Genomic DNA, 26,540 nt, shown 5'->3' on the forward strand with positions numbered 1-26,540 from the left:
CCGTCTGACTGGTCACGGCCAGGGTGACGGACCCCGCTTTTCCCAAAATTCCGATAAAGGATCCTCCGATGCGTATCGCGATCATCGGCCAGCAGGCCTTTGGCAAAGCCGTTCTTGAAGCCTTCCTCGCGCGTGGCGATGATGTCGCCGCCGTCTTCTGTGCGCCCGAAAAGCCTGGTGCCAAACCCGATCCGCTGCGGCTTGCGGCCGAAGAAAAGGGTGTGAAGACCCTGCAGCTCCCCAATCTGACCAGCGAGGCGGCGGCAGAGGCGCTGCGCGCACTCGATGTCGACCTCGCCGTCATGGCCTATGTGCTGCAATTCGCGCCGCAGGGCTTTGTGACCATCCCGAAACATGGCGCCATCTGCTATCACCCCTCGCTTTTGCCGAAATATCGCGGCCCGAGCGCGATCAGCTGGCCGCTGATCCGGGGCGAGACCGAGACCGGGCTGACGATCTTCCGCCCCAATGACGGGCTGGATGAGGGCGATATCGTTTTGCAAAAGACCACTGCGGTCAGCGCCGACGACACGCTGGGCACCGTCTATTTCGACCGGCTTTTCCCGATGGGTGTGGCCGCGATGCTTGAGGCCGCCGATCTGATCCTTGCGGGCAAACACAGCGAGACCGTGCAGGATGAGAGCCAGGCCACCTATGAGGGCTGGTGCCGCGACCCCGAAGCGCGGATCAACTGGTCGGCCCATGCGATCGATATCCATAACCTGATCCGGGGCTGCGATCCGGCACCCGGCGCCTGGATGCTGGTCGGTGATGAGAAGATCCGCATCTATGAGAGCCATCTGATCCCCGCACGCCGCTTTGCCGATGTGAAAGGCAAGCCCGGCACCATCGCTGCGATCGGGGGCGGCAAGGTGCAGGTCGCATTGCAGGGCGGTCTGGTCGAGATCGGCCGCGTCCGCACTGCCCAGGGCGAAAAGCTCAGCGCGGCAGACTATGCCAGCCGCCTCGGCCTTGCGATCGGCGACCGGATCGACAGCCATAACGCCGGTCTGCGCACCGCTGCAGAATGACAAAAAAACCGCCCGGGCCTTACGGTCCGGGCGGTTTTTCAGCGACAATTGCCCGTCTTCCAGGGCAATGGCATTTAGCCCACCGTGATGCAGCCGGGAGGGTCGATGCAATCGACCACAGCTGCGAGGCCATAATCGCGGATCTGATCCATCATCGCGCCCGCACGCTTACAGCTCTGGGGCAGGCCCTGCGCGAAGCCGATTGCGGTGTGCTGTTTCTCAATCAGATCGACGCGCGCGGCCTAGACTGACCCCTGTATTGCGCTTCTGCGAGTGGTGCTGCGGGCACCTGAAACGATTGACGAATTCGACCACACCCAGCTTGCGGCAATTACCCGTGCCTGCCGCAACTGCACGGGCCCGTCCGCTGCGGGACGCATGATTTTTTTGCGGGCTCGCGTCAGGAAAAGGCCAGTCAGAATGATGCCGACGGGTTTCGCAAACATCTTGCGCGTTTCGGGCTGAACCGGGCGGCGATCCGCGCCTGACTGGCGCCTGAAACCCCGTCTAGAAAGTCCTGTGCTCAGTCCTTTTTCTTCTTCGGCTGCAACGCGTGTTCCAGCCGTTCCGCATAGGTGCGGCGCTCGGTCTCGTTCAGGGTGGCCAGATAGGCACCGATCACCTCGCTGGCGCTGATCAGGCGGCGGCTGTTGCTTTCCGAGATCGTCGCCAGCGCGTCCTGCATTGCTCCGGCATCAAAAGGCTCGGCCCGAAGCGCGGCCAGAAGCGGGTCATAATCGGCGCGCAGCTGCGCATGGCCGCGCTTGAGATCGGGGTTTCGGCTGACCCAGGCCTCGCGCATCGCGTGCCAGTCCTCGCCCCGCATCGCCGTTGCCAGCGGCCCGAGCCCATTGTCGCGCCTTGCGCCTGACCCATGTTCCCCGCCGCTTCTGGCGCCCGATTGCATATCGGACCAGGCCCCCAGCCAGGCGCCGGCGAACAGGCCGCCAATTGCCAGATTAAGCGCCAGTGAGGCCGCCAGAAGCGCCCTGACCCAGCCGCGCGTTCCAGGTTGTTTCGCGCTGTTTTGCGGATCACTCACACCCATCTCTCCTCAGCCTCCGGCCAGAAAATAGATCGCCACCGGCTCCAGTTCGGGCCCGTCATCGCCTTCGGTCACAGTCATGGCCCCGGCCGCGGTCAAAAACCCGTCGCCGAGCCCGGCCGGATCGGAATAGCCCAGAAACAGCGCAAGCGCGGCCACCGCGCCAAGGCTGGCCACCACGCCGCTGCCGCCAAATCCCGCGCTGAAGGAAGACCAGAGCCGCGCGATCCCTGCAAGGAAACCGGCACCCGCCGGGCGTAAAACCCGCGAGGGCGCGCCCGAAGGCGCCGGCATCGCCGCAAGGCCCGCCTGCAACACATGCGCCATCAGCGCCCCGGATGGTTCGGGTGCGGTCGCCCGCGCAAGAAGAAAGACGCGGTCAAGCTCGGCGCCCGTCAGCTCCGGCGCATTCCGTTCTGGTCCAGTCAGCTCTGTCTTGCCCATCGCTCAATCCCCTGCAAACCCCAAAAGCGCCCGATACGGCCCGAGCGCCTGCGCCAGACCGCGGCGCCCGCGTGCGGTCAGGCTTTCGACCGCTTCGATCCCCACGCCCATCACCGCCGCGATCTCGGGGTTCGAGAGCCCCTCGATATGGCGCAGGACCACCGCCTCGCGCTGACGCTCGGGCAAGGCGGCCAGCGCGCGGTCCAGCGCGGCCATCCGCTCCGACACGATCAGCCGCGCCTCGGCCCCCGGAGCACCATCTGCCGCTTCGGGCGCATCGCTCAGTTCCAGCGGTGCGCCGCCAGTATGACGGTGGCGGCGCTGCCGGCTGCGGATCCGGTCGGTCGCCAGATTGGCCACCACCCGGTAGAGCCAGGTCGAGACCTTCGCCTCTCCCTCGCGCCAGCCCGGGGCCGCGCGCCAGAGCCGCAGCATCGCCTCTTGCGCAATGTCTTCCGCCTCGGCCCGGTCGCCCGCCATCATCCGGCTGGCAAATGACAGGACCGGCGGCAAAAGCCGCGCCGTCAGAAGCCGGGCCGCAACGGCATCGCCCTGCGCATAGCGCGCGAGCAAAACCGCCTCATCCTCGTCCTCGACCGTATCCCGGGGCATCCTCATTCCCATCTGTTACCCCGGAACCCGGGGCCACCGCAAAGCCCGGCTTGCGGCCCCGCCCTTAACCGATCTTTCTCTGAGCGACCCGCGAAGCAGCCCGCTATCCGATATAGCCTGTCCGAAACCGGCCCTTCCCGTATTGTCTGACAGCTTTATAACGACACGGATCTGCGCTTCCGTCGCGGCATTGCGGATAAATCGCGCCCGCCACCGCCAGAGCATTCCCGATCAGGGACCTGCGCCGGCGCGGGATGCGACTAAACATCCCTGTGAAACAGGTTTCAAACTGCCTAATCTGACGGCAGGGACGAGAATCGAAGAGGCAGAAGACGCGGCATGCAGAGCAGCAATCTGAAAACCGCTTCCGGCTATGATCTGCTGGCGGAAGGGCGGGCTGACAAAGAAGCCGGAGGCACAGCAGAGCAGACAGCGCCAGACCAGGATGCCGGAGAACGGCCTTTGCGCCCGGCCATGTTGCGCGGCTGGCGCCGCCGCTGCCCGTCCTGTGGCGCGGGGCCGCTGTTTCAGGGCTTTCTCAAGGTGCGCGATCACTGTCCGGTCTGTAATGAGGCGCTGTTTCACCAGCGCGCCGATGACGGGCCGGCCTATGTGACGATCCTGATCGTGGGCCATATCATCGGGCCGCTGATGCTTGCGATCTATATCAGATGGACGCCCGATCCGCTTATTACCGCTGCGCTTTTGTCGGTGGCGAGTGTGGCGATGTCGCTGTTTTTGCTGCCCCGGATCAAGGGGGCATTTGTCGGATTGCAATGGTCGCGGAGGATGCATGGCTTTGGGGGTAATGAGCGTGGATGAGCCACAGATCCGCGACGCGGCCACGGTGATCCTCACCCGGCGCGAAGGCGGTGAGGCGCGGATCCTTATGGGTCAGCGCGGCGCGAAAGCGGTCTTCATGCCGTCGAAATTCGTCTTTCCGGGCGGTGGGCTGGATGCAACGGATGAGGATGCCGGGGTCACGGCGCTGACGGCGGATTGCGCCGCAAGGCTGGCGCAGATCAGCCCGGGTGTGCCCGGCGGGGCAGCGCCTGGCCGGCTGGTCACGGCCGCCCTGCGCGAGCTGCGCGAAGAGACCGGGCTCGGCTATCAGCCGGGGACGGCGAAGCTGCGCTATGTGTTTCGCGCCATCACGCCGCCCGGGCGGCCGCGCCGTTTTGATGCGCGGTTTTTCCTTGCCGATGCGGCCGGGCTGGACGGCGACCCGGATGATTTCTCGCAGGCCTCGGATGAGCTGTCGCATCTGGCCTGGCTGGGGCTTGATGAGGCAAGGCGGCTCGATCTGCCCTTTGTCACCGAAGTGGTTCTGGCCGAGATCAGCAATCTTCTGCGCGGTGGCGATCAGCCCGGCGTGCCGTTTTTCGACAATTCCGGCGCGCGGCCGGCGTTTCGGCGGATTCTGTAGGGACGGGTTTCTCGCCGGGGGCTGATGCCTCCGGCGGGATTGTCTTCGTCATGAGCAGGCGGCATTGCCGGAAAGACCCGGTCAGAAGGGCTTCAGCCGGTCTTTCGGATAGCCGTTGAAATCGAAGATCTCGGCGGCGGCGCGCAAGCGGTCTGGGCCGATGCGGCCCCGGTCAAGCACAAAGCCGAATTCGCCCCTTGGCGTCGCGATGGCGAGGGTGCGGTAGCCGCTGTCGACCCAGATCACCCACCATTCTCCCATTCCGGGCACAGTGAATCTGCCGGGGCCGGTCACGGTCACGGGGCCGGAAGCGGTGATCTCGCGCCCGTCGAGGCAGAGCCGGGCTTTGACGGAAAGTTGGCCGGAAGCTGTCTGGCTGAAGACAGCGCCGCCGGGTGCGCAGCTCTGGGCCGCGCCCCTTGTAAAGGCGGCGGCCTGCCGCCAGTCGCCTGTGATCCGGGCGGGCTGGAAGGCGGCCGCGGACCAGATCCCGGCGCCAGAGTTGCGAAACACCGTGCGGCCGACGGTTTCAGGCTCGCGGGGGGAGCAGGCCTGGAGGGCAAGGGCAAGCCCCGCCCCGGCAAGCACAAGGCGGATCAGACGCGTCATTGCAGGCATTCGGTCATTCTCCGGCCACTGTCATCGAGGATCTCACTGCAGCCAAACAGCGGCGTGAACGGCGCGCAGGTGCCCGACCGCGCGAGGCATTGCCCCTCGCATTGCGTCGACGCCGTACAGCGCTTGCCGGAATCTTTGGTGCTCCAGACACAACTGTTGAAGCCGGACCCGGTTTTGGCCCAGTTGCCCCCGGCCTTTTCACAGGTCAGGCGGGCCTCGGCGGTGAAAGGGTTGGTCTCGACCGGCGCAGCTTCGGGCGGGGCAACTTCGGGCGGGACCGTTTCGGGCGGCGCGGGCGCTGCAGCAGCGGCGGCTTCAGCCGGGGCATTGCCGGAAGTCGCGACTGCGGCCGCGGCGGGTGCCGTCTTTGCCACCGGCGCGCCGACAGCAGCGCCGGGGGGCCCAAGCGCTGTGGTTTCGATCGCGTCGCCAGTGATAACCGTCGTCGCGGTTTTTTCCGCACCCGCCTTGCCCGCGCCGGATTTCTCGAATCCCGGCAGGCAGCCGCCAAGCGTCAGCGCAAGCGCAACCGCCCCGGCCAATGTCGAAAACCGATACCCGATACCTGTCATCCGGCTGTTCCGCCGCTCTTGCCCGTGTTTATCATTATCGCGCGAGACTGCCCCGAAACGGCCAGGCGGGCAAGCGCGAAGCGCCCCGCACCGGCTCAGAACGGGCGCGGATGCAGGCGATAGACCTCGTTCAGATCGTCCAGCACCTCGGGCGACAAATTCAGCCCCGCCGCGCCGATGCAGGTCGTGAGATCGGCAAGCCTGGTCGCCCCGATGATCGGGATCGTGGTGAAGGGCCGCGTGCGGCAAAAGGCAATCGCCATCTGAACCGGATCGAGCCCGTGATCCGCCGCCACCGCAAGGCAGGCCGCCACCGCCGGAAAGACCTGCGGCGTGATGCGGCCACCCAGATCCGGGACCCGCGCCCGGCGGCTGTCAGAGGGGGTCACATCGCCGGCATATTTCCCAGACAAAAGCCCCGCCGCCAGCGTCGAATAGGCCAGAAGCGGCAGATCCTCGATCAGGGAAAGCTCGGCATGATCGGTGTCGAACTGGCGGCACAGAAGCGAATATTCGTTCTGCGCGCTGACCATGCGCGGCAGGCCCAGCGTGTCGGCCAGATGCAGCCAGCGCGCCGTGCCCCAGACGGTCTCGTTCGAGAGCCCGATGGCGCGGATCTTGCCCTCGGCGATCAGGCTTTGCGCGGCGGTCAGGATATCGGTCATCGCGGCGGTCTCGGCGGTGCGGTCGATGCCGGTCGGCGCATAGCTCCAGTTCTGGCGGAAATGGTAGCTGCCGCGATTGGGCCAGTGCAGCTGATAAAGGTCGATATAATCGGTGTTCAGCCGCCGGAGCGAGGCCTCTGCCGCCTCTCTCAGGCTGGTGCCGGTAATCGGCTGGCCGGGGCGGACATGCTGGCCGGTCCCGGTGATCTTGGTGGCAATCACCAGCCGGTCGCGCCCGCCCCGCGCTTTGATCCAGGAACCCACGATCTCTTCGCTGACGCCCACGGTTTCGGCCCGGACCGGGTTGACCGGATACATCTCGGCGGTGTCCCAGAAGGTGATGCCGCGATCCAGCGCCAGATCGGCCTGGACATGGCCCTCGGCCTCGGTATTCTGGCTGCCCCAGGTCATGGTGCCGAGGCAGAGCTCTGAGACGGTCAGGCCGGAACGACCGAGGGGAATCATTTTCATGGCAGAGCTCCTTTTGCGGGCGAGACTGCGGGCACCGGAGGCAGGAGGCAAGGCCGCCCGGACAGGCCGGCGCATGAGAGCCAGGGTTGTGCAAAAGGCCGCCAAACCAGCACCCGGCATGGCCCGTCTGAAATCGCAGGTCGGTGATCGGCGGCTGATCCTGCGGTATCGCTGTCTGCGGCAATGCCCGGAACTCCGCCCCCTGCGACCCGGATTTCACATCAGTACATCCCCTTCCGCAGGGACGGTTTGCGCCAGATCAAGGCAGGGACGCCCCGGAAGGCCCAGACTGTACCCTGAGCCCATCCCGGACACAGAGGAGCCCTGAATATGGAAATCAGGTTTGACGGAAAAACGGCACTGGTAACCGGGGCCGGATCGGGGATCGGTGAGGCGGTCGCGCTGGATCTGGCCGCCTCCGGTGCTGTCGTGGTCGTGTCGGATCTGACCGAGGATGCAGCGCAAAAGACGGTTGCAAAGATCATCGCCGCAGGGGGCGCGGCGGTTGCGGCTTACGGCGATGTTGCGGATCCTGCGGTGGTGGAGGCCCAGATCGCGCTGGCCGAACAGCATGGCGGGCTGCATCTTCTGGTCAACAATGCCGGGATCGGCGGCCCCTCGGTCCCGACAGGCGCCTATCCGCTGGATGGCTGGGACCGGGTGATCGCCGTCAATCTGAACGCGGTTTTCTACGGCCTGCGTTTTGGCCTGCCCGCAATGGAGCGCGCAGGCGGCGGTGCGGTGGTCAATATGGCCTCGATCCTCGGCAGTCAGGGCTTTGCCGGATCTGCGGCCTATGTCGCGGCGAAACATGCCGTGCTGGGCCTGACGAAAACCGCCGCGATGGAATATGGCGGCAAGGGCATCCGGGTGAACGCGGTCGGCCCCGCCTTTATCGACACGCCGCTGCTTTCGGGCTTCGACAAGGAGACCCGCGACTGGCTGATCTCGAAACATCCTGTCGGCAGGCTGGGGCGCGCAGACGAGGTCTCGTCGCTGGCCCTGTTCCTGCTCTCGGACCAGGCGAGCTTTGTTACCGGAAGCTATCACCTGGTCGATGGGGGTTATTGCGCGCCGTAAAAGAGGGGGGCACTGCCCTTCGATACCTCTCAGGCCCCGCCTTTGGCGGAGCCTCCCCCGGGATATTTCCGGACAGGTGAAAGCCCTGCCCCGCCCAGAGCGATGATCCGGCCCTGCCCCGGTCATGACAGGCGGTCCCCGGGGGGCAGCCCGGCCCGGAGGGGGCGGTTTTTCGCAAAGCTCTGGCCCTTGGCGGCGCCCCGCGTTAAACCCCGGATCCGAACCGGTCGAAAGGCGTCTTCATGGCCCGCATTCTCATCACCTCTGCAATTCCTTATATCAACGGGATCAAGCATCTGGGGAACCTTGTTGGTTCGCAGCTGCCTGCGGATCTGTTTGCCCGTTATATGCGCGGCCGCGGCAATGAGGTGATGTTCATCTGCGCGACCGATGAGCATGGCACCCCCGCAGAGCTTGCAGCTGCAAAGGCCGGTAAGCCGGTCGAGGATTATTGCCGCGAGATGCATCTCGTCCAGGCCGATCTGGCAAAAGGCTTCCGGCTGAGCTTTGACCATTTCGGGCGCTCCTCCAGCCCGGAAAACCACCGTCTGACCCAGCATTTCGCCGGGGTTCTGGCCGATAACGGGCTGATCCGCGAAGTCACGGAAAAGCAGTTCTATTCCATCGATGATGGCCGTTTCCTGCCCGACCGCTATATCGAGGGCACCTGCCCCAATTGCGGGTTTGAGAGCGCGCGCGGCGATCAATGCGACAATTGCACCAAGCAGCTTGACCCGACCGATCTGATCAATCCGCATTCGACCATCTCCGGCTCGACCAATCTCGAGCTGCGCGAGACCAAACATCTCTACCTGCGCCAGTCGGCGCTGAAGGGCAATATCGAGGCCTGGATCGACGGCAAGAAAGACTGGCCAGTCCTGACCACGTCGATTGCGAAGAAATGGCTGCACGATGGCGATGGCCTGCAGGATCGCGGCATCACCCGCGACCTGAAATGGGGCATCCCGGTGAAAAAGGGGGACCAGCCCTGGCCGGGGATGGAAGGCAAAGTCTTCTATGTCTGGTTCGACGCGCCCATCGAATATATCGCCTGCACTGCCGAATGGGCGGATGCGAATGGCCGTCCGGCCGCTGACTGGGAACGCTGGTGGCGCACCGATAAAGGCGCCTCTGACGTCACCTATTACCAGTTCATGGGCAAGGATAACGTCCCCTTCCACACGCTGTCCTTCCCGGCAACGATCATTGGGTCAAACGAGCCGTGGAAGCTCGTGGATTACCTCAAATCCTTCAATTACCTGAATTATGACGGCGGCCAGTTCTCGACCTCGCGCGGGCGCGGTGTGTTCATGGATCAGGCGCTCTCGATCCTGCCCTCGGATTACTGGCGCTGGTGGCTGCTGTCCCATGCCCCCGAAAGTGCGGATTCCGAATTCACATGGGAGAATTTCCAGGTCTCGGTGAACAAGGATCTCGCCGATGTGCTGGGGAATTTCGTCTCCCGCATCACCAAATTCGCGCGGTCGAAATTCGGCGATGATGTGCCGGCAGGCGGCGCCTATGGCCCGCAGGAGGCGGCGCTGATCGCCGATCTGAGCACACGGATCCGCGAATATGAACGGCTGATGGATGCGATCGAAGTGCGCAAGGCGGCGGCCGAGCTGCGCGCGATCTGGGTTGCCGGCAATGAATATCTGCAATCCGCCGCGCCCTGGTCGGTGGTGAAAACCGACCCCGAAGCCGCCCAGGCTATCGTGCGCTTCGGCTTCAACCTGATCCGGCTTTACGCGGTGCTCTCGCGCCCCTTCATCCCGGATGCCGCGGCGGCGATGATGGCGTCGCTTGGCCGCGAGGACTGGGCCTGGCCCGAGGATGTTGCCGATGCCATGGCCGGCGTGGTCGCGGGCAGCGCCTTCACCGTGCCCGAAAACCTCTTCCGCAAGATCACCGATGAAGAGCGCGCCGACTGGCAACAGCGCTTTGCCGGCATCCGCAGCTGAAGCCGCCACCTTTTCCGGCACCGGGCGCGGCAGGTAACCTGCGCCCGGGCCATTCCTGACAGGGAAAATCCGCCCTGTCACCATTTCATGACGATGTAATTCATTTGCCGGGTTCACAGGGATCCAGCAATCTCGGCACGTGCCGGTCCCGAAATCCTGGGCGAGACAGCACATCCCAATTTCACCCGGAAGGCACCGCGCCCTTCCGGAACCGGAGAAACACATGAAACGCTTTATTACGCTTCTGGCTTTTGCCGCCGCCGTAACTGCTTCCGGCGTTCCTGTAACCGCCGAGATCCCCGCCGCCCCGCCTGCGATGAAACCCGCCGAACAGGCTGAAAAGGGCTCCACCCTGCAAACCGCCAATGCGATGATCAATTATGGTCGTTCCAAAGGTGATGCGCTGGCGATGATCGCGGGCGTCAAGATGATGCTCGACGTGACGGCCGGCACCACGATTGAAACCGGCGGCACGCCGGTCGATCTGGGCAAGGTGCTGGATGAGGCCGTAGCCCTGGCCAAGGATGACCCGCTGATCATCGCCAAAGCCGACAGCCTGCGCGATGCCGCCGAAACCCAGAACCGTGCCATGTGTTACTGGGAATACTGGTGCGACTGGTATGGCTACTGCGAATACTGGTATGTCTGCTACTGATCAGAGCACAGGCATATCCTGATCAGCACACCCCTGCCGGAGCAATCCGGCAGGCTTCTTTATCTCGCGGCCCCCGGACTCCGCAATGCTGCAGATGCGAAGAAATTCCTGCGATTGCGAAAAATTCGCCAGATGTATAGCAAATATTTCCTGAAATTTAAACATGAAGGGAAATAGTTCTGTCCCGGGGCAAAAACTGAGAACCACAGGCCTCCCGTTCCATGGCAGACTGTCGCCACTGCTCGTTCCGCTTCCCGAAACTGCCAGAGGGAGAAACATATGAACGACATTTCCCGGAAGCGACACGCTCTGACACGGGGGCCGGTTCTGGCGGCAATCGTTTTTGCGCTCGCCTATGGCTCCGCCATGATGCTCGTGATCGCGCCGCGCGGCCTCCTCGGCGGGTCCCAACCGGTGATGGCAGAAGGGGGCATGTTCTCCGGTGCCATGTTCTCCGGGGGCGCTGCGTCTGATCAGCCGCAGCTCCTGCGGGCCGGGTTCACCCCAGTCCCTTCCGACCGTTCTGCCTATGGGATCCGGGACTGACAGACCAGGTGGCTGGTCAGTTTGCCGGATGGCCAAATCGATAAACCAGTTCAATCGCCCGGCCCGGAGCTTTCCGCGCCGGGCGTTTTTCTGATTTCTCGCAGCACTGCCTCGCGAGGAAGTGAACACGCCCCCGTAGCAAGCCCCTGAAAAGATAGCAAACATTCAACTTGATCAATTCCGAGTATTTTAATAGGAAATGCATGTCCAGCTTTTCGCCAGATATGTCCGGGCGCGCCGCCCGATGTCATCCTGACTTTACGATCTGCGACTTGTCTGCTCTCCCACGCCCGCCCCAGTTTACCGAAACAGCGACCGTTTCCGCACAGGACCCGCATAAGCCGGGACTGCACCTTGCGAAACGGCCCCCGACCGGAGCCACCTGCCCCGATGCCTGAACATCTCGCCGATGCCGATGCCTTGCCGCTTGCCTCGCTGGGGCTCGATGCTTTCGAGACCGGGATGCTCGCCGTCACCCGTCATTTCATGACCGCCTTCGCGCGGCCCGAAAGCCAGGCCTGGCAGAGCGCCTATACGATTGCCGCCGAACGCTGGGGCCAGGCGCGGGGCCCGCAGATCGCGCATGGGCTGCTTGCGGTGATTCAGGCGCTGCGCCAGGCCCGGGACGAGGATTTCCATTACGCCAACCCGCTCTGCATTTCCTGCCGCGATCAGGTGACGCCCGAAGAGGCCGCCTTTTGCCTCATGCTGCACGCAATGCGCCGCGACCGCGCCGATCTCGCGCGCGGCCCGGTGCTGGAAGTCACCGGCGGCCGAATGGATCCGCTGCTGATCCAGGTGGCCCTGTCTTTCGCGGCGCGTTTCCCGGCAGAGGATGCGGAAAATACTGCCGCCGCAAAGGCCGCCGCAAAATCTGCCACCCAGGCAGAGGGCCTGAACCCTGCCCCTGTTGCCGCCGGCACCGCCTCGCAGCGACCCTCACTGAGACCCTCACTGGCCCCCTCGCAACGACCGGCCCATCGCCCGACCCATCCCCCTGCGGCACGGCATCTGCGTCTCGTGCATTGATCGCACAACTGTCGCAACCTGTCGCACGTCAGTGCGAATTTGCACACTCGTGCACCCGGGCTGAGCGTAAACCCGGTCTTGCCCGGCGGAGATTCCGCTCTTAGATCCGGAAGGACAAAAGCGAAGGATCCAGCGATGTTGACATCATCGGCGCGTTTCGAGACTCCGAATGGCTCGAAATATATGCAACAACTGTTCCGGCATTTCGCCCATAAGATCGAGGTCGAAGTGGACGCGCATCACGGGCGGGCCACGCTCGGCCCGGGACCGCTCGAGATGGAGGCCGATGCCAGCGGCCTTTCGGTGAAGGTCTCGGCCGAAGATGTGCGCGGCATCATCGAAGCGCGCTATATTGTCGACAAACATCTGGTGGTCTTTGCCTTCCGCGACGGCTTTTCCGGCTTTGCCTGGACGCTGGACGAGACGGCCCCTGCCTGAAACGGGGCCGCGACCTGCAGGCGGACGCGCCTTTCGGCAAAGCCACGCTGCACCTGCAGGCCAAAAAGGTTTCCGGTCGGCATGGAGTGGCAGAACCAGGCCATGATCGTTTCACTGGTTTAAAAGACCATGGCGCAGGATTTGATCCTGGCGGTTTGTGAGGGTCCGCCTGCTGACGGGGTTCGGGTCTGGTTACAAAAGCGCCGCGCACGATCTGGGGCGCTGTGACGGACAGTCAGTTATATGGCCGTCATGCCTGCGCCGAAGGTTGCTTCCCTAAGTCGCGGCCTCGATCAGACCCCATGATCGTGGGCAGATTTGACTGGGCCGGTGCACGCCAAGGTGTCGCAGGCGCCTTTTGGCGCGCCTGAGGCAAGAGGGTCATAATGGGCGCAGCCATTTTCACCAATCAGGGCAACCGCGATGCGGTCGCGCAGATCACAGAACAGGGTCCGGACGATCCGGTCCGGGGCGGGAAGGCGCCAGGTTAGGGTACCATCCTACCCTTGTTGGCGGACCGCCCGAGGAACTGGCCCAGATGCCGCATATTTGCACGAAACAGCCGGATAACCGGATCACGGTCCAGGGCGGTAACCCGCCAGCCAGGCCAGATGAACAGGCCGATGTCGGATCACGACTAAGAACAACATTCTCAGCATGGGATTAAATCAGCCGCCAGGCAGGCCTGCGCCCGGCTCGGTCGAAGGTCTGTCACGCAGGCAGCCGCGTGAACTGCTCCAGAGCCTCCAGCACGACATCAACGCCTGCGCCCTCACGGCTCGCTTTCGTTGACAGAACCTGACGCCAGCCCCGCGCGCCGGGCAGTCCGTGAAACAGCCCCAGCATATGGCGGGTGACCTGATGCAGCCGCCCGCCATCAGCGATATGGGCGTCGATATAGGGAAGCATCTGCCGCACCACCCCGTCGCGCGACAGCGTCCGCTCTTCGCCCCAGAGATCATCCGCCCCGATCAGCACATGGCCGGGATCGTGGTACGCCGCCCGACCGACCATCACCCCGTCAAGCCCCTGATCAAGCAGGGTTCTGGCGGTCGCGAGATCGGCAACACCTCCGTTGAGGCAGATGGTCAGTTCCGGGAACCGGGCCTTCATCCGCAAGACAAGGTCATAGTTCAGCGGCGGAATTTCGCGGTTCTCTTTCGGCGAGAGACCCTGCAACCAGGCCTTGCGCGCATGGATGATGAAATGCGTGATCCCGACCCTCGCGAGGCGCTCGATAAAGGCAGGCAGCACCGCCTCTTCGTCCTGATCATCGACCCCGATCCGGCATTTTACCGTCACCGGCACATCTGCCTCGGCCTGCATCGCGGTCACACATTCCGCGACGAGATCGGGATCCTTCATCAGCACTGCGCCGAAACAGCCCGACTGCACCCGGTCGGAAGGGCAGCCGCAATTCAGGTTCACCTCATCATAGCCCCAGGGGCGCGCGATCCGCACAGCCTCGCCCAGTTCACGCGGGTCAGACCCGCCAAGCTGCAACGCCACCGGATGCTCTTCGCCGGAAAAATCCAGCAGCCGCGCTTTGGGCCCGTGAAGGATCGCAGGCGCAGTCACCATCTCGGTATAGAGCATGGCGCGTCGGCTCATGATCCTGTGAAAATAACGACAATTTCTGTCCGTCCAATCCATCATAGGGGCCACGGATATTCTATACGATTGATTTTTATGCATTTTTATAGTATCTTCAATCCGTTGACCCAGTTTGCCCCTACGCCAGGTTACGCCCTGATATCCCCGAATTTCCCCCTTTACGACGACTCATTGCACACAGAGCGCACACGAAAATGGCCTCGATCTCCAAGCTTCCATCCGGCGCATACCGGGTCCAGATCAGACGGAAAGGCCGCTACGCGAGCGAGACTTTCCTGCGTCGGGAGGACGCGCTGAAATGGGCCCGGCAAGCTGAGACACTCGTCGATCAGGGGCTTCCCCCCAACAGATCGTCCATCTCTCGTCTGCACACCTTCGGTGACCTGATTGACCTTCATATAGCTGATATGTGTGCGGTAGGGAAACCACCCCGCCGCAGCAAGGAAGCTACCCTTGCGACACTCAAGCGCGACCTCGGCAAGGAGAAGGTAGCTCACCTCGATCGACACAAGCTGATCGAGTATGGGCGCAAGCGCGCGGATCAGGGTGCCGGCCCTGTAACCCTCGGCATCGACATCGGCGTGATCAAGATGATCCTTACCCATGCTGCCGCTGTTCACGGGCTGGAGATTTCAGCTGAACCCGTCGATCTCGCCCGCGTGGCGCTCAAGCGGCTCGGTCTGATAGGTAAGGGCGTCGAGAGAGATCGCCGACCGACAACGGCTGAACTCAACCGCCTTTTCCGTTGCTTTGATGATAACGCACGTTTGACGATGCCAATGTCCCGCATCGTACAGTTTGCCATCGCGACCGCGCTCCGTCTCGACGAAATTTGTCGGGTTGATTGGAATGATCTGGACATAGGGCGGCGTATGTTGGTGATCCGCGACCGTAAAGATCCTCGGAAAAAAACTGGCAATGATCAAAGGATACCTCTGTTTGCTGCGACTGGGTTCGACGCATGGGCCTTGGCAATGGAACAAGCCAAGCACCTTGGGACCCCGAAAGGACCGATTTTCCCGTACAATTCCCGATCCGTAGGAACAGCGTTCCGTCGCGCATGCGCCGAGGTCGAGGTCGAAGACCTGCACTTTCATGACCTGCGACATGAGGGCACAAGCAGATTGTTTGAGTTTGGTCTTTCCATCGAACAAGTTGCTCTGGTGACAGGGCACAAGGATTGGAAGATGCTACGTCGATACACCCATATTCGTCCTGAAGCTCTGCACGGTCTTGTTTCTGCGCGAGCGCCCTACCCCGCCCACACCTTCGCAGCCGAGTGATAGGGGCGAGCTACCGGGATACGTCGGAAACACCGAAACTGAAGGAGGTTCGTCCATGATCGCCAACATTCTGATCGCTGCGATTGCGGCGCTTCACTTCTACATCTTGGTCATCGAGATGTTTCTTTGGACCACACCAAGGGCCCGGCGCGCGTTCAATCTGACCGAAGACCTCGCGGCAAAGACTAAAGTGATGGCCGCCAATCAGGGCCTTTACAACGGGTTTCTGGCGGCGGGGCTTATCACGGGCCTTGTGATGGGGCCGGCCGGAATGGCTTTCAAACTGTTCTTTCTGATCTGTGTGGCAGTTGCAGGGATTTTCGGTGCGGCGACCGCGACGAGCAAGATCTTGTTCATCCAGACGTTGCCCGCGCTGCTGGCGCTTGGCACACTTCTGGCGGGAATATGAGACATAGCGGCGAAGGCGCTCAGAACGGGACCTGAGCGTCGAGATATTCGTCCATATGGGCGGCCCAGAGTGCCGGCTTGAACATCAGCCCGTGACCCGCGCGCAGAGCGACAAACTGGCCCAGGCCGCCCGCCTCCAGAAACTGCGCATGGTTTTTCACGCAATGGGCGATGCTGTAATATGGGTCATTGCTGCCGTGGAGCCAAAGTGTGGAAACACCTGCGGTTGCCCCGCGACGGAAGAGGTGCGGGTTAAGCGTCTCATAGCCCGGGCAGGCTTGCCCGAGCCAGCCACCATTGAAATTGACCGCCGCCCTGAACAACCCCGGTCGCATACCCGCAAAGGCGATGGCGAGGATCCCGCCCCGCGACACTCCGCCGATGGCCAGACGGGTCATGTCGACGCCTGCCAGCGCGGGCAGATAAGTCATCACATCGTCGATATCTTCGACCGCGCGCTCAAAACCGGCCAATGCAATTGCCGAGTGACACGAATAGCCCCCCTCCGGTGCCAGCCCTTCGCCATAGACGCCGCCTGATTTCCCTCTTCCGCGCCGCTGAGGGAAGATTGTCATCCAGCCGCGCTGCGCGAAATATCCGGCGACGACGGCAGGGCTGATCGTGCGCCGGAAGACCGCCTCATTCAGCCCGCGTCCGGTCGATCCATGGTTGAAGACCATTGCCGGAAAGCGGCCCGCGCCGGGTGGGGTTGCGATGACGAGTTCCAGCTCTGCGCCCGCCTCGCGGGAGGGAACGAAAGTCTTTGTGATACTATAGAGGCGCGACATAATTGGCCCTGTTTGTGCAGCCAGCGGTGGATCCGGCCGCGTACCTTGGTGTAATGGGATAAGGTATTAACCTGGATCATCCGGCCCTTCGTCCATTTTCCATACCACGGCTTGCCACAAAGCTCGGCATCGGAGCGGGCGGTGATCGTCTCTGACAGCCGCGCTTTGGCTGATTGCAAACAGGTCGACAATGCGGATGGTTGACCCGAAAGGGCTGCGGCCCCGATCAGGGAAGGACCAGATGGACAGGATCGCGCAATATCTGGAGGACCTGCGCCTGCAGGGATCTGAGCTTTACCCGATTGTCAGCGCACTGCGTCAGCTGGCGCTGGCGGCGGGACCGGGCGTTACCGAGGACTTCAAGTATGGCGGTATTCTGTTCGCCACGTCGCGTAATTTCTGCGGTGTCTTCGCCTATAAATCCCATGTGACTGTCGAGTTCAGCGAAGGTCATACACTTTCGGATCCCTTCCTGATGCTTGAGGGCAAGGGCAAGCTGCGCCGTCATATCCGGCTGGAAAGCGAAGCAGACATCAAGACAAAGCAGGTGGCCGCCTATATCACTGCCGCCGCCGTTCACAGCCGTTCGTGATTTGCAGGCAGGCAAGACGGCGCATTATGCTCGATGAAAATAAGGGGCTTTCTCCATGCGTACCCTTATCCTGGGTTTTGGTGCTGAAATGATCTCCGGTTCGGCCTTTGCCGAGGTGTCCTTGTCGATCCCGTTGTAAGCCTGAGCGACCAGCACAGTGAAAACCGTAACCTATAGCTGCGCCGGGGGAGAGCCCTTCCAGGTGCAATATCTCAATGCCGGGGCCAATGCGCTGGCATTTGTGCTTGTCGATGGTGAGGAGCGCATCTTCGTCAATGTCGTTTCAGGGTCGGGCGCACGCTATGCTTCGGGCCCGTATATCTGGTGGTCGAAGGGCGAAAACGCCACGCTTGAGAATGAGCTGGAGGAAGGCAGCCTAAAGGGCTGCGTTTCAAAGGATTTTCCGGAATACCACTAAGGAGCCGGGCAGCGGCACAGGACGCGGAAGTGTGCTTTTCACGCATCAGGCAGTCCGGCTGCGCCTGAGCCCAGCATCCGCACCTTCAGCAAGTCCAGGAATGCTCTGATCTGAGGCTGCCGCAGGGCTTGTGGCCGTGTGACAAGAAAGACCTCCAACCCGGGCAGTGACAGATCGGGGAATGGCTCGGCTAGCCCGGTTGCCAGAACCCGGGGCAAGACTGCGGCGCCATGGCCACGCCGGACCGCCTCGAGTTGAGCCGCAAATGAAGACACCCGGATGCGGATGTTGCCGAATCCGGCGGCCCGCGCGGCTTTCACATGTGGAAGCTGGTCTTGTGGCGGCAACAACCCGATCATTGGCAGGCTCTCGGGTGCATTGCCAAGCGGGGATGCCAGATCCGGCATGGCAAATATGCCAAACGCCACGTCGGGCAAGCGCGTGTAGATCAGCGAGGGCTCGCCCATATGCAGCGTGCGGATGGCGATATCCGAGGCACCCTGCGACAGTTTCACCAAATCGGGTGTGACGGTGAAATCCACCGTGCATCCAGGATGCCGTGTCGTGAATTCCACCGCCGCATCGGTGACGGGGCCGATGAAGCCCTCGCCTGCGGTGACCCTGACGCGACCAGAAAGGCCGGTGGTTTCCGGTGTCGGCACCAGCGCAGTTTCAAAATCCTGCGCCGCCTGGACCAGGGCTGCGCCACGCGCGGTCAGCCTGGTGCCATCCGCCCCCCGCTCGACCAGCGCCGCGCCGATCCCGGCCTCGAGCTGAGTGATCCGGCGCGAGAGCGTCGAGGCCGCCATCCCGAGCGCTTCGCCCGCGCGCAGGAAACTGCCGCGCCGCGCTACCGCCAGCAAAAGGCGCAGATCATCCCAGTTCATCTCGTCACCTCGCTTTGCACTCAGGCAAAGCCGTTTTGCCATGGTGCACGTTCTGCGCAAAGCCCTGCCGCGCTATCTACAGGGCAACAGGCGCATTCCGCGCCGGGCAGGATAATCGACATGCACACCGTCTTCGTCACCGGCGCGACCGGGCTTCTGGGCAACAACCTCGTGCGGCTCTTGCTGGAGCGCGGCCTGGTGGTGCGGGCGCTGGCCCGATCGCAGGCAAAGGCAAGGGCGCAGTTCGGCGAAATCCCCGGGCTGACGATCATAGAGGGCGATATGCAGGATGTTGCGGGTTTTGCGCCGGCGCTCACGGGCTGCGATGTGGTCTTTCACACCGCTGCCTATTTCCGCGAGAGCTATGGCGGCGGCAAGCATTGGGCGATGTTGAAACGGATCAATGTCGATGCGACGGCCGAGCTGATCGCCGCCTCATATGCGACAGGTGTGCGCCGGCTCATCCATACCAGCTCCATCGCCGTGGTGAACGGTCCGCGCGGCGCGCTGATCAATGAGAGCATGACCCGCGACCCGCGGGATGCCGATGACTACTACCGTAGCAAGATACAGTCCGATGCTGTTGTGCAGGATTTCCTGCGCAGCCACCCCGAGATGTTTGCGGCCTTCGTCATGCCGGGCTGGATGCATGGCCCCGGTGATCTGGGGCCGACGGCGGCGGGGCAGTTCACGCTGGATTATCTGAAACGGGCGCTGCCCGGGATTCCACCCGGAACATTCTCATTCGTCGATGCGCGGGATGTGGCCTTCGCCATGGCCGCTGCAGCCGAGAAAGCACGAAGGGGCGAGCACTATCTCGCCGCCGGACACCATATCGCCATGCCGGATTTAGTACAAATCTACCAGCAGGTCACCGGGGTTCCCGCACCGAAGCGCAAGATTCCGGTCGCGATCCTGTGGCCCATTGCGGCATTGCAGGAACTGGTCGCCCGGATCACCGGGCGCCCGGCACTTCTGAGCCTTGCCACCGTGCGCACCATGCGGGCCGAAGCCGAGCGCACGCGTTTCAATCCAGCGAAATCACGCGACGAGCTTGGCCTGACCTTCCGCCCAATCGCCGAGACGATCCGCGACGAAGTGGCATGGTTCAAAAAGCAGGGCATGGTGTGACGCTTTAGATGAAATTGATCTGGCGCGTGAAGCCTCCGGTGATGCTGTCGGACAACGCGAACCTATTTGATGCCCCCCACGGCGGCAGTACGCGAACTCTATCGACGAACTGCTGGGCTCTGTGCTTGTCATCGCAAGATGAGTTGTCATTATCCGGAGGAGACCCTGCGGTCGTGAAGAACGGCCCTTAGCCGCCGGTCGAGCACCGCTCATTCAGCGGTGTAGCTTACCCAAAGCGGACGGATGTTGCGTTTTGCAACAAATCTGGAGCGATTGTCACTGATCGGGGCGAAGCGGACCTAGATCGCGCAGCACCTGGCCAATCGCGCCAGGGGGGCGCGACACTTCGACATTAGGCAACAGTGAAGCTGCGCTACCCCCTATTCCAATACTCGTCTCATAAAGCTCACATCGCCTGTTGACCAACACACATAAAACACTACATTTTCGTGTTATTCCGGGTGCGGATCATGTCGCCTCCCTCATCTGAGGGGTAATCATCCCGCACTTACACCTAATGGTGTGAAAGTAAATTGCTCATGAATGGCAAGGGAGACATAATGAACTGGGAAAAACCGTTCAATCAGCTGAAGGAAGACAACGATCTCAGCAGAGATTCAATTGGCGTGTTTGCAATTAACCTAAAATTCGGATTGGATGATTTTCAAGCCATTGCCAGTGAGGCTATAACGGGCGGTGGCGACGATAAAAAATGCGATATCCTCTATGTTGACAAGGAAAAACAGGTTGCCGTAATTGCTCAATGCTACCTGGCCAATGCCATCAAAGTGGCAGCTCCTGCAAATAAGGCATCTGACCTTAATACCGCCATCACGTGGCTTCTAAATACCGACATGGATCACTTGCCTGAAGGCTTGCGCGGCAGAGCAGATGAGTTGCGTTCAGCAATCCAAGAGGGTGAGATCAGGCAGCTTCATATCTGGTATGTCCACAATTGCCCGGCTTCCAAGAATGTCAAAAATGAGCTCATTGGTGTAGAGGCATCTGCAAGAAAGGCACTCAAGCACATCCAGGGCGGCGATGATATATCCGTTTTTTCAGAAGAAGTTTGTCGGGATACGCTGGAAAAACTGTATAATCAAGCCGAACGCACGATCATTGTAACAGATAAAATTGAGACCTACGTCCCAGACGCATTTGAGATTCACAGTGACGAATGGAGCGCATTGTCTACGGTCGTGAAGGGCGCCTGGCTTCGACGTTTGTATAAGAAGCATACCACGGATTTATTTTCCGCAAACCTCCGCGGATATTTGGGGTCTAGGCAAAGTGATTCCAATATCAACAATGGAATCAAGGAGACTGCAGACACTGAGCCCGAGAATTTTTACGTTTACAACAATGGAATCACTGCCATCGTTTTGGGCTATTCCCTAGGAAGAAAAACGAAATCCGGCAAAAAGCTTACGATTGAGGGAATTTCAATCGTCAACGGCGCGCAAACTACTGGATCAATATCTAGTCTTAGCGACGATGTTAGCTCTGACCTCCAAGTTCCTATACGGTTTGTGAAAGCGAAAACGGATGCAATCGTCTCGCATGTCGTTCAGTTCAATAACACTCAGAATAAAATTCAAGCGGCAGATTTCCGAAGCAATGACCCTATCCAAGACCGACTGCGGCATGAATTTAAGGCCGTTCCGAATGCAGAATACGAAGGCGGAAGGCGAGGCGGTGCGAGCGACGTAATTAAAAGAAGCAAATACACATTGCCATCCTACACTGTAGGGCAGGCATTGGCGGCATTTCATGGTGACCCAGTAACTGCGTATGACAAAAAATCTGAACTATGGACTAACGAGAAATACTATAGGCACATATTCACAGATCGAACGTCAGCTCGTCATATAGTCTTTTGCTACTCCCTACTCTCACTTGTTAATTCAAGGAAGTTGGAATTACAACAGAAGCAAAGAAATGCAGGACTGACGGAGGTTGAAGAAAGATCGATCAAATTCCTGAATAAGAAAGGATCTGCATATCTTGTGCTGTGGGTCGCTTCTCAGTGCATGGAAACAATCTTGGGAAAAGCTATTCCCAATAAGTTCGATATACACTTCAAGAAGAATATTTCACCTAGTGATGCCACAAAAGAGTGGCTCCCCATATTTGATCTTATCATGTCTCTTTCCGGCCAGCTGGACAGTGCATTCTCTCGAAGCCGCATCTCGAATGACGCAGTGGGAAAGTCTGTTCCAAATTTTGTTGGGGTGATAGATTCATTGAAAGAGATACATAAGCCGACCTTTGATAAATTTGCTTCCTCCGTCGACGTGAAGCACAAATAAAACGAGCAAGAAGCAGGCGGATGGAGCCGCCTGCTCCACCAATCCATCATAGATGAAGCTGTTCGTAAGATCTGCCTCCGCATCAATAGGTAGGTATTTCATTCAATAAGTGCAAAGCGGCTTCATACCGCCAGCACCGAGAAAAAATCATTATATTTGAGTGGCAGGCTTGGGGCCAATTCACGCCCGACGGCATAGCGCAAGACAGGCTCGGCGAATGGCTGCTATCTCGTCCTCGGCCTATATGATGCCGCACCTGCGACAGTCCGCTTTCCGCCCTTGATTTGCGTACACGCCTCACACATCAACTCGCGGAATCAAGCTTCTACGGATCTCCTGCCCGTCCCGCCCGGGGGACGATCCAAACAGGCGGCGATACTCGCGGCTGAACTGCGACGGGCTTTCATACCCGATGGCATAGCCAATCCGCGCGACATCGGCGCCGTCAGCAAGCAGCAGGCGCCGCGCCTCCTGCAGACGCAACTGCTTTTGGTATTGAACCGGCGTCATCGCCGTCACGGCCTTGAAGTGGCGGTGGAACGTGGCGGGGCTCATCCCCGCGATATCGGCCAGGTCCCGCACGTTCAACTGATCCGCAAAGCTCTCGCGGATGCAGGCGACGGCCCGACCGATCCGCGCCATATGACTGCCAGCCAACCCGATCTGGCGAAGCGCAGGTCCCATCGGTCCGTTCAGCAAGAGCCAGGTGATCTCGCGTCGGATCATCGGCGCAAGGATTTCAATGTCACGCGGCCGGGCGCAGAGGGTCAGCAGGCGGCAGAGCGGATCGACAAGCTCCGGATCAAGGGCATGAACCGCCAGCGCCGCCGCGGCGGGCGCTTCCTCTGCTCCCCCCAACTCCAGCAGCAGGTCGGAGATCGTCGCGGGATCCAGCGCGAGACTGAAGGCCAGATAGGGACGTTCCGGCGTCGCACGGGTGATCTCGGCCCGGATCGGCACCTCCATCGACGCGATCAGGCATTTCCCCTCATCATAGCGATAGGCCCGATCGCCGAGCATGCTGGTCTTGGCGCCCTGCACCACAACGCACAGCGAGGGGCGGTAGACAGCGTGGATTGGGCCAGTCGGTGCCGTGACCGAGGTCAGCAGCAGGCCATCGACCGGGGTTTCCCGGCCATGCGCGCGCCATTGGCGGTCAATCAGGTCCTTGAACGGCAAGAGGTCATTGGTTTCCATGCCCTGCAATGTAGTCGGCAGCATGGCAGCACGCATCCCGAATTCCACCCGAATGAGAGGATCGTGCAAGAATATGCGAGGATCCGCGTCGCCGGTCCGCATGGGACAGCGCTATCTTCACCCTGCACCGGCAGCGCTGCTCCCGGCCCTGCCCCACACTGCGAAAGGAACTGCCCATGCGGTATCGCACTCTCGGCCCGAGCGGCCTTCTGGTCTCGGAACTCTGCCTCGGAACCATGACCTTTGGCGGATCGGACGGCATGTGGGGACAGATCGGCCAGTTGCAGCAGGATGAGGCCGACATACTGGTCAGGGCCGCGTTTGACGCTGGCATCAATTTCATCGACACCGCCAATGTCTATGCCGGCGGCGAGAGCGAGCGGATCCTCGGCCAGTCGATCCGCAATCTCGGCATCCCGCGCGACGATGTGGTGATTGCAACCAAGGTGCTGGGACCAATGGGCGACGGGCCGAACGCCCGCGGCGCCTCTCGCGCGCATATTATGGCGCAGGCCAAGGCCAGCCTTTCGCGGTTACAGATGGACCATATCGACCTCTACCAGATCCATGGCTTCGATCCGGTGACGCCGATTGCCGAGACGCTGGAGGCGCTCGACACGCTCGTCCGGCAAGGCCATGTGCGCTACATTGGGCTGTCGAACTGGGCGGCGTGGCAGATCGTCAGGGCCATCGGCATCGCCGAGGCGCGGAAGCTGGCACCGATCCTGTCACTTCAGGCCTATTACACTCTGGTGGGCCGCGATCTGGAACGCGAGATCGTTCCGATGCTGCGCTCCGAGGGCCTTGGCCTGATGGTCTGGAGCCCGCTGGCCGGGGGCTTCCTCTCGGGCAAGTACAACGGCGGAACGATGGCGAATGACGGCCGGCGGGCGAGCTTCAACTTCCCACCTGTCGATCTGGCGCGCGGCGATGCCGCCATCGAGGTGATGCGCGATATCGCCTCAGCCAAGGACTGCACGGTGGCGCAAATAGCCCTCGCCTGGCTGCTGCACCAGCCAGTGGTGACCAGCGTGATCGTCGGTGCCAAGCGGATCGAACAGTTGCAAGACAATATCCGTTCGACCGAGGTGGCGCTGACCGCCGAGGATCTGGCCGCGCTCGACCGCGTGACGAAACTGCCGCCCGAATATCCGGGCTGGATGCTGGAGCGCCAATCGCAATACCGGGCACCCTTCGCCCCGCAAAAAGGCTGATCCCCGCGCAACGCCCCGCCGCATCTGTGGCGGGGCGCTGTAGTATTCCGTTAACACCCGCCCCGCCGCCCCCTGCCCTATCCTTTCTGCACCGCGAGCCAAGGGAGGATGCGAGATGGCGAAGATCCTGATGATCACCGGCGATTTCACCGAAGACTATGAGACCATGGTCCCGTTCCAGACGCTGCTGGCCTGCGACCACAGCGTCGATGCCGTCTGCCCCGGCAAGAAGGCGGGCGATACAGTCAAGACCGCGATCCATGATTTCGAGGGCGACCAGACCTATTCCGAAAAACCGGGCCACAATTTCGCGCTGAACGCCGATTTCGATGGCGTGGATGCCGCCAGCTATGACGCGCTGGTGGTACCCGGTGGCCGGGCACCGGAATATCTGCGGCTGAACCCGGAGGTTCTGGCCAAGGTCCGGCATTTCTTCGACGCCGGAAAACCCGTCGCGGCAATCTGCCACGGCGCGCAGTTGCTGGCCGCCGCCGGGGTTCTCAAAGGCCGCACCTGCTCGGCCTATCCTGCCTGCGCCTATGAGGTCACCGCCTCGGGCGGGACTTTCGCCGATATTGCGGTGACAGAGGCTGTGACCGATGGCAATCTGGTGACAGCGCCCGCCTGGCCTGCGCATCCCGCCTGGCTGAAACAGTTCATGGCGATCCTCTGACATCAACGGGAAGGGAGGCCCTGCGATGTGCGAACTCTTCATCAAGGCCGATGCCGAACAATGGCAGAGCCGAACGCATAGCTTGCGCATCGACGGGGTCGCCACATCGATCCGGATCGAGAACCATTTCTGGGACACCCTGACCGAGATCGGTGCGCGCGACGGGATGACCGTCGCGCAACTCATTACCCGACTCTGGCATGAGGCAATGGATGCCGATCACGACCTCGGCAATTTCACCTCATTCCTGAGGGTCTGCTGCAACCGCTATCATGCACTGATCGCGGCGGGTGAGATCTCGACGGACCTTTCGGTCCCGATAGCCGAGCATCCGGCGCGCGAAATCTTGGCCCGCGAAACCGCCCGCCGGAACCTGCGGGTGAACTGAAGGGGCTCTTGATCCGAAAGCACCAGGCGTCGATACTTGGGCGAGTTGGGGGCCGGACATGATCTCCCAACCTGCAAAATCCCCAATGTGTCGATATAAGAACGTCTAATCGACATGTATATTTAACCTGTCGATAGCGTCGACACATCAGCTTTGTATGTCGATCAGATCTCAGGTGATCGACATGACCTTCCGCCCCGACCGTCCCTTCAATGACCTCCCCGCGCTTCCACCAAAACAGGACATCGAGACAAGAGCAGTTCTGAAAGCTTGTATCGAGGCGCTTGCAGCATTGGCGGAACTGCGGGTGTCCGGCCAAATCATCCCCAATCAGGCCGTACTCATCAACTCGATCCCGCTGCTTGAAGCGCAGGCGAGTTCGGAGATCGAGAACATCGTTACGACCACCGACCGCCTGTTCCGCTTTGCCAATGATATCGGCGGACAGGCCGACCCTGCGACCAAGGAGGCATTACGCTATCGCACTGCCTTGCACCGGGGGTTCGGCATACTCAAGCAGCGCCCGCTCTCGACAGCCATCGCAGTCGAGAGCGGGCGCACGATCAAGGGGGTTGCGCTCGACATCCGTAATACACCCGGCACCGCCCTGATGAACGACACCTCCGGCACCGCAATCTACACCCCGCCCGAGGGCGAAGACCTGCTGCGCACCACGCTCGCCAACTGGGAAAGCTACATCCACGAGGCCAGAGAGATCGACCCGCTGATCCGCTTGGCCGTGATGCACTATCAGTTCGAGGCGATCCATCCCTTCATCGACGGTAATGGTCGTACCGGGCGAGTGCTGAACCTGCTCTATCTGGTCGACAAGGGGCTTCTGGATATCCCGGTGCTGTACCTCAGCCGTCACATCATCCTGAACAAGGTCCAATACTATCGGTACCTTCTGGAGGTCACCACCCAGGGTGCCTGGGAGCAGTGGCTACTGTTCATGCTCGAGGCCGTCCGCGCGACGGCGGAGTGGACAACGGGCCGTATCAGGGCGATCCGCGACCTTCTGGAACAGACGGCGGCATAGCTTCGC

At 61.4% G+C, this 26,540-nt stretch carries 30 protein-coding genes and 2 pseudogenes; 21 read left to right on the plus strand and 11 right to left on the minus strand.

Annotation, left to right across the window (positions count from 1 at the left end; genetic code table 11):
- Window positions 1-68 precede the first annotated feature (68 nt).
- The 3 genes and pseudogenes from M3484_RS04260 to M3484_RS23930 all read left to right on the plus strand — a co-directional run bounded on the left by M3484_RS04260 (window position 69) and on the right by M3484_RS23930 (window position 1,519).
- Complete coding sequence (locus tag M3484_RS04260; RefSeq protein WP_092898217.1) at window positions 69-1,031, plus strand: methionyl-tRNA formyltransferase; 963 nt, start codon at window positions 69-71, stop codon at window positions 1,029-1,031.
- Window positions 1,032-1,307: 276 nt separating this feature from the next.
- Window positions 1,308-1,397: pseudogene (locus M3484_RS23925) on the plus strand (hypothetical protein); the annotation flags it as partial.
- Window positions 1,382-1,519, plus strand: coding sequence for a hypothetical protein (locus M3484_RS23930; RefSeq protein WP_502942430.1), 138 nt, complete (start codon window positions 1,382-1,384; stop codon window positions 1,517-1,519). The pseudogene M3484_RS23925 and the gene M3484_RS23930, both read left to right, overlap by 16 nt.
- A 35-nt stretch (window positions 1,520-1,554) precedes the next feature.
- On the opposite strand, the gene M3484_RS04265 is transcribed toward M3484_RS23930, so the two are convergent.
- Genes M3484_RS04265 through M3484_RS04275 form a run of 3 tightly spaced genes read right to left on the minus strand, consistent with a single transcriptional unit; the run spans window position 1,555 to window position 3,132 of the window.
- Window positions 1,555-2,073, minus strand: a complete 519-nt coding sequence (locus M3484_RS04265; RefSeq protein ID WP_249495849.1) for a periplasmic heavy metal sensor — start codon at window positions 2,071-2,073, stop codon at window positions 1,555-1,557.
- A 12-nt stretch (window positions 2,074-2,085) separates the two neighbouring features.
- Entirely contained in the window at window positions 2,086-2,520 is a 435-nt protein-coding gene (locus M3484_RS04270) for a hypothetical protein (RefSeq protein WP_249495850.1), read from the minus strand.
- Between the two features lie 3 nt (window positions 2,521-2,523).
- Window positions 2,524-3,132, minus strand: a complete 609-nt coding sequence (locus M3484_RS04275; RefSeq protein ID WP_249495851.1) for an RNA polymerase sigma factor — start codon at window positions 3,130-3,132, stop codon at window positions 2,524-2,526.
- Window positions 3,133-3,471: 339 nt separating this feature from the next.
- On the opposite strand from M3484_RS04275, the gene M3484_RS04280 reads away from it, so the two are divergent.
- The gene (locus M3484_RS04280) at window positions 3,472-3,954 is read left to right on the plus strand and encodes a DUF983 domain-containing protein (RefSeq protein WP_249495852.1); all 483 of its coding nucleotides are present in this window, start codon (window positions 3,472-3,474) and stop codon (window positions 3,952-3,954) included.
- Window positions 3,926-4,558 (plus strand): NUDIX hydrolase, encoded by a 633-nt coding sequence (locus tag M3484_RS04285; RefSeq protein WP_249495853.1) that lies wholly within the window; start codon window positions 3,926-3,928, stop codon window positions 4,556-4,558. Before M3484_RS04280 ends, M3484_RS04285 begins: the two co-directional genes overlap by 29 nt.
- Before the next feature lie 81 nt (window positions 4,559-4,639).
- On the opposite strand, the gene M3484_RS04290 is transcribed toward M3484_RS04285, so the two are convergent.
- From M3484_RS04290 to M3484_RS04300, 3 genes are all read right to left on the minus strand, one after another.
- A complete protein-coding gene (locus M3484_RS04290; protein WP_249495854.1) occupies window positions 4,640-5,176 on the minus strand; it encodes a lipocalin/fatty acid-binding family protein in 537 nt (178 codons plus the stop codon).
- Entirely contained in the window at window positions 5,164-5,748 is a 585-nt protein-coding gene (locus tag M3484_RS04295; RefSeq protein ID WP_249495855.1) for a hypothetical protein, read from the minus strand. Before M3484_RS04295 ends, M3484_RS04290 begins: the two co-directional genes overlap by 13 nt.
- A gap of 95 nt (window positions 5,749-5,843) precedes the next feature.
- The gene (locus M3484_RS04300) at window positions 5,844-6,884 is read right to left on the minus strand and encodes an aldo/keto reductase (protein ID WP_249495856.1); all 1,041 of its coding nucleotides are present in this window, start codon (window positions 6,882-6,884) and stop codon (window positions 5,844-5,846) included.
- A gap of 330 nt (window positions 6,885-7,214) precedes the next feature.
- Here M3484_RS04300 and M3484_RS04305 point away from each other — a divergent pair, with 330 nt between their 5' ends.
- From M3484_RS04305 to M3484_RS04330, 6 genes are all read left to right on the plus strand, one after another.
- Window positions 7,215-7,964: an SDR family NAD(P)-dependent oxidoreductase gene (locus tag M3484_RS04305; RefSeq protein WP_249495857.1), complete on the plus strand. Its 750-nt coding sequence runs from the start codon at window positions 7,215-7,217 to the stop codon at window positions 7,962-7,964.
- Between the two features lie 242 nt (window positions 7,965-8,206).
- Window positions 8,207-9,925, plus strand: coding sequence for a methionine--tRNA ligase (metG, locus tag M3484_RS04310; RefSeq protein WP_249495858.1), 1,719 nt, complete (start codon window positions 8,207-8,209; stop codon window positions 9,923-9,925).
- A 223-nt stretch (window positions 9,926-10,148) separates the two neighbouring features.
- On the plus strand, window positions 10,149-10,580 hold the full coding sequence (locus tag M3484_RS04315) for a hypothetical protein (protein ID WP_249495859.1): 432 nt from the start codon (window positions 10,149-10,151) through the stop codon (window positions 10,578-10,580).
- Window positions 10,581-10,859: 279 nt separating this feature from the next.
- Window positions 10,860-11,126, plus strand: a complete 267-nt coding sequence (locus M3484_RS04320) for a hypothetical protein (protein WP_249495860.1) — start codon at window positions 10,860-10,862, stop codon at window positions 11,124-11,126.
- 390 nt (window positions 11,127-11,516) lie between these two features.
- Window positions 11,517-12,155 carry a hypothetical protein gene (locus tag M3484_RS04325; protein ID WP_216279343.1) on the plus strand — a complete coding sequence of 213 codons (639 nt, stop codon included), beginning with the start codon at window positions 11,517-11,519 and terminating at the stop codon, window positions 12,153-12,155.
- A 135-nt stretch (window positions 12,156-12,290) separates the two neighbouring features.
- Window positions 12,291-12,593, plus strand: coding sequence for a DUF2218 domain-containing protein (locus M3484_RS04330; protein ID WP_249495861.1), 303 nt, complete (start codon window positions 12,291-12,293; stop codon window positions 12,591-12,593).
- 711 nt (window positions 12,594-13,304) lie between these two features.
- Here the strand turns inward: M3484_RS04330 and dusA are convergent.
- Window positions 13,305-14,288, minus strand: a complete 984-nt coding sequence (gene dusA / locus M3484_RS04335; RefSeq protein ID WP_283258279.1) for a tRNA dihydrouridine(20/20a) synthase DusA — start codon at window positions 14,286-14,288, stop codon at window positions 13,305-13,307.
- A 113-nt stretch (window positions 14,289-14,401) separates the two neighbouring features.
- Between dusA and M3484_RS04340 the strand changes: the two genes are divergently transcribed.
- Both M3484_RS04340 and M3484_RS04345 read left to right on the plus strand, forming a co-directional pair.
- Entirely contained in the window at window positions 14,402-15,490 is a 1,089-nt protein-coding gene (locus tag M3484_RS04340) for a site-specific integrase (protein ID WP_249495863.1), read from the plus strand.
- A gap of 55 nt (window positions 15,491-15,545) precedes the next feature.
- A complete protein-coding gene (locus tag M3484_RS04345) occupies window positions 15,546-15,899 on the plus strand; it encodes a DUF1304 domain-containing protein (RefSeq protein WP_249495864.1) in 354 nt (117 codons plus the stop codon).
- Between the two features lie 19 nt (window positions 15,900-15,918).
- Here M3484_RS04345 and M3484_RS04350 read toward each other — a convergent pair whose 3' ends face one another.
- Together M3484_RS04350 and M3484_RS04355 are read right to left on the minus strand one after the other, a co-directional pair.
- Window positions 15,919-16,686: an alpha/beta hydrolase family protein gene (locus M3484_RS04350; RefSeq protein ID WP_249495865.1), complete on the minus strand. Its 768-nt coding sequence runs from the start codon at window positions 16,684-16,686 to the stop codon at window positions 15,919-15,921.
- 29 nt (window positions 16,687-16,715) lie between these two features.
- Window positions 16,716-16,877, minus strand: a pseudogene (locus tag M3484_RS04355) (ClbS/DfsB family four-helix bundle protein); the annotation flags it as partial.
- 50 nt (window positions 16,878-16,927) lie between these two features.
- Between M3484_RS04355 and M3484_RS04360 the strand changes: the two are divergent.
- Window positions 16,928-17,278 (plus strand): DUF1801 domain-containing protein, encoded by a 351-nt coding sequence (locus M3484_RS04360; RefSeq protein ID WP_198836431.1) that lies wholly within the window; start codon window positions 16,928-16,930, stop codon window positions 17,276-17,278.
- Window positions 17,279-17,435: 157 nt separating this feature from the next.
- A complete protein-coding gene (locus M3484_RS04365; protein WP_249495866.1) occupies window positions 17,436-17,696 on the plus strand; it encodes an MliC family protein in 261 nt (86 codons plus the stop codon).
- Between the two features lie 38 nt (window positions 17,697-17,734).
- Here M3484_RS04365 and M3484_RS04370 read toward each other — a convergent pair whose 3' ends face one another.
- Window positions 17,735-18,625 (minus strand): LysR family transcriptional regulator, encoded by an 891-nt coding sequence (locus M3484_RS04370; protein WP_249495867.1) that lies wholly within the window; start codon window positions 18,623-18,625, stop codon window positions 17,735-17,737.
- A 78-nt stretch (window positions 18,626-18,703) separates the two neighbouring features.
- Between M3484_RS04370 and M3484_RS04375 the strand changes: the two genes are divergently transcribed.
- Window positions 18,704-19,714 (plus strand): SDR family oxidoreductase, encoded by a 1,011-nt coding sequence (locus M3484_RS04375; RefSeq protein WP_249495868.1) that lies wholly within the window; start codon window positions 18,704-18,706, stop codon window positions 19,712-19,714.
- Window positions 19,715-20,274: 560 nt separating this feature from the next.
- Window positions 20,275-22,023, plus strand: coding sequence for an AIPR family protein (locus M3484_RS04380; RefSeq protein ID WP_249495869.1), 1,749 nt, complete (start codon window positions 20,275-20,277; stop codon window positions 22,021-22,023).
- Window positions 22,024-22,320: 297 nt separating this feature from the next.
- Here M3484_RS04380 and M3484_RS04385 read toward each other — a convergent pair whose 3' ends face one another.
- On the minus strand, window positions 22,321-23,256 hold the full coding sequence (locus tag M3484_RS04385; protein ID WP_249495870.1) for an AraC family transcriptional regulator: 936 nt from the start codon (window positions 23,254-23,256) through the stop codon (window positions 22,321-22,323).
- Window positions 23,257-23,396: 140 nt separating this feature from the next.
- On the opposite strand from M3484_RS04385, the gene M3484_RS04390 reads away from it, so the two are divergent.
- From M3484_RS04390 to M3484_RS04405, 4 genes are all read left to right on the plus strand, one after another.
- The gene (locus tag M3484_RS04390; RefSeq protein WP_249495871.1) at window positions 23,397-24,434 is read left to right on the plus strand and encodes an aldo/keto reductase; all 1,038 of its coding nucleotides are present in this window, start codon (window positions 23,397-23,399) and stop codon (window positions 24,432-24,434) included.
- Window positions 24,435-24,549: 115 nt separating this feature from the next.
- The gene (locus tag M3484_RS04395) at window positions 24,550-25,107 is read left to right on the plus strand and encodes a DJ-1/PfpI family protein (RefSeq protein WP_249495872.1); all 558 of its coding nucleotides are present in this window, start codon (window positions 24,550-24,552) and stop codon (window positions 25,105-25,107) included.
- Window positions 25,108-25,132: 25 nt separating this feature from the next.
- Window positions 25,133-25,495, plus strand: a complete 363-nt coding sequence (locus M3484_RS04400; RefSeq protein ID WP_198839191.1) for a ribbon-helix-helix domain-containing protein — start codon at window positions 25,133-25,135, stop codon at window positions 25,493-25,495.
- Between the two features lie 184 nt (window positions 25,496-25,679).
- Window positions 25,680-26,534 carry a Fic family protein gene (locus M3484_RS04405; RefSeq protein ID WP_283258280.1) on the plus strand — a complete coding sequence of 285 codons (855 nt, stop codon included), beginning with the start codon at window positions 25,680-25,682 and terminating at the stop codon, window positions 26,532-26,534.
- Window positions 26,535-26,540: the final 6 nt, after the last annotated feature.

Origin of the sequence: Pseudomonas sp. GX19020 (genome assembly GCF_023371075.1) — a bacterium.
Lineage (GTDB): Bacteria > Pseudomonadota > Alphaproteobacteria > Rhodobacterales > Rhodobacteraceae > Pseudogemmobacter.

Coding starts and splice junctions, on each gene's coding strand:
- M3484_RS04260 (WP_092898217.1), top strand. CDS start 69: ATGCGTATCGCGATCATCGGCCAGCAGGCCTTTGGCAAAGCCGTTCTT.
- M3484_RS04390 (WP_249495871.1), top strand. CDS start 23,397: ATGCGGTATCGCACTCTCGGCCCGAGCGGCCTTCTGGTCTCGGAACTC.
- M3484_RS04305 (WP_249495857.1), top strand. CDS start 7,215: ATGGAAATCAGGTTTGACGGAAAAACGGCACTGGTAACCGGGGCCGGA.
- M3484_RS04405 (WP_283258280.1), top strand. CDS start 25,680: ATGACCTTCCGCCCCGACCGTCCCTTCAATGACCTCCCCGCGCTTCCA.
- M3484_RS04315 (WP_249495859.1), top strand. CDS start 10,149: ATGAAACGCTTTATTACGCTTCTGGCTTTTGCCGCCGCCGTAACTGCT.
- M3484_RS04375 (WP_249495868.1), top strand. CDS start 18,704: ATGCACACCGTCTTCGTCACCGGCGCGACCGGGCTTCTGGGCAACAAC.
- M3484_RS04395 (WP_249495872.1), top strand. CDS start 24,550: ATGGCGAAGATCCTGATGATCACCGGCGATTTCACCGAAGACTATGAG.
- M3484_RS04360 (WP_198836431.1), top strand. CDS start 16,928: ATGGACAGGATCGCGCAATATCTGGAGGACCTGCGCCTGCAGGGATCT.
- M3484_RS04270 (WP_249495850.1), bottom strand. CDS start 2,520: ATGGGCAAGACAGAGCTGACTGGACCAGAACGGAATGCGCCGGAGCTG.
- M3484_RS04340 (WP_249495863.1), top strand. CDS start 14,402: ATGGCCTCGATCTCCAAGCTTCCATCCGGCGCATACCGGGTCCAGATC.
- M3484_RS04350 (WP_249495865.1), bottom strand. CDS start 16,686: ATGTCGCGCCTCTATAGTATCACAAAGACTTTCGTTCCCTCCCGCGAG.
- M3484_RS04295 (WP_249495855.1), bottom strand. CDS start 5,748: ATGACAGGTATCGGGTATCGGTTTTCGACATTGGCCGGGGCGGTTGCG.
- dusA (WP_283258279.1), bottom strand. CDS start 14,288: ATGCATAAAAATCAATCGTATAGAATATCCGTGGCCCCTATGATGGAT.
- M3484_RS04290 (WP_249495854.1), bottom strand. CDS start 5,176: ATGCCTGCAATGACGCGTCTGATCCGCCTTGTGCTTGCCGGGGCGGGG.
- M3484_RS04325 (WP_216279343.1), top strand. CDS start 11,517: ATGCCTGAACATCTCGCCGATGCCGATGCCTTGCCGCTTGCCTCGCTG.
- M3484_RS04370 (WP_249495867.1), bottom strand. CDS start 18,625: ATGGCAAAACGGCTTTGCCTGAGTGCAAAGCGAGGTGACGAGATGAAC.
- M3484_RS04380 (WP_249495869.1), top strand. CDS start 20,275: ATGAACTGGGAAAAACCGTTCAATCAGCTGAAGGAAGACAACGATCTC.
- M3484_RS04385 (WP_249495870.1), bottom strand. CDS start 23,256: ATGCGTGCTGCCATGCTGCCGACTACATTGCAGGGCATGGAAACCAAT.
- metG (WP_249495858.1), top strand. CDS start 8,207: ATGGCCCGCATTCTCATCACCTCTGCAATTCCTTATATCAACGGGATC.
- M3484_RS04285 (WP_249495853.1), top strand. CDS start 3,926: ATGGCTTTGGGGGTAATGAGCGTGGATGAGCCACAGATCCGCGACGCG.
- M3484_RS04320 (WP_249495860.1), top strand. CDS start 10,860: ATGAACGACATTTCCCGGAAGCGACACGCTCTGACACGGGGGCCGGTT.
- M3484_RS04345 (WP_249495864.1), top strand. CDS start 15,546: ATGATCGCCAACATTCTGATCGCTGCGATTGCGGCGCTTCACTTCTAC.
- M3484_RS04275 (WP_249495851.1), bottom strand. CDS start 3,132: ATGCCCCGGGATACGGTCGAGGACGAGGATGAGGCGGTTTTGCTCGCG.
- M3484_RS04300 (WP_249495856.1), bottom strand. CDS start 6,884: ATGAAAATGATTCCCCTCGGTCGTTCCGGCCTGACCGTCTCAGAGCTC.
- M3484_RS04330 (WP_249495861.1), top strand. CDS start 12,291: ATGTTGACATCATCGGCGCGTTTCGAGACTCCGAATGGCTCGAAATAT.
- M3484_RS04280 (WP_249495852.1), top strand. CDS start 3,472: ATGCAGAGCAGCAATCTGAAAACCGCTTCCGGCTATGATCTGCTGGCG.
- M3484_RS04400 (WP_198839191.1), top strand. CDS start 25,133: ATGTGCGAACTCTTCATCAAGGCCGATGCCGAACAATGGCAGAGCCGA.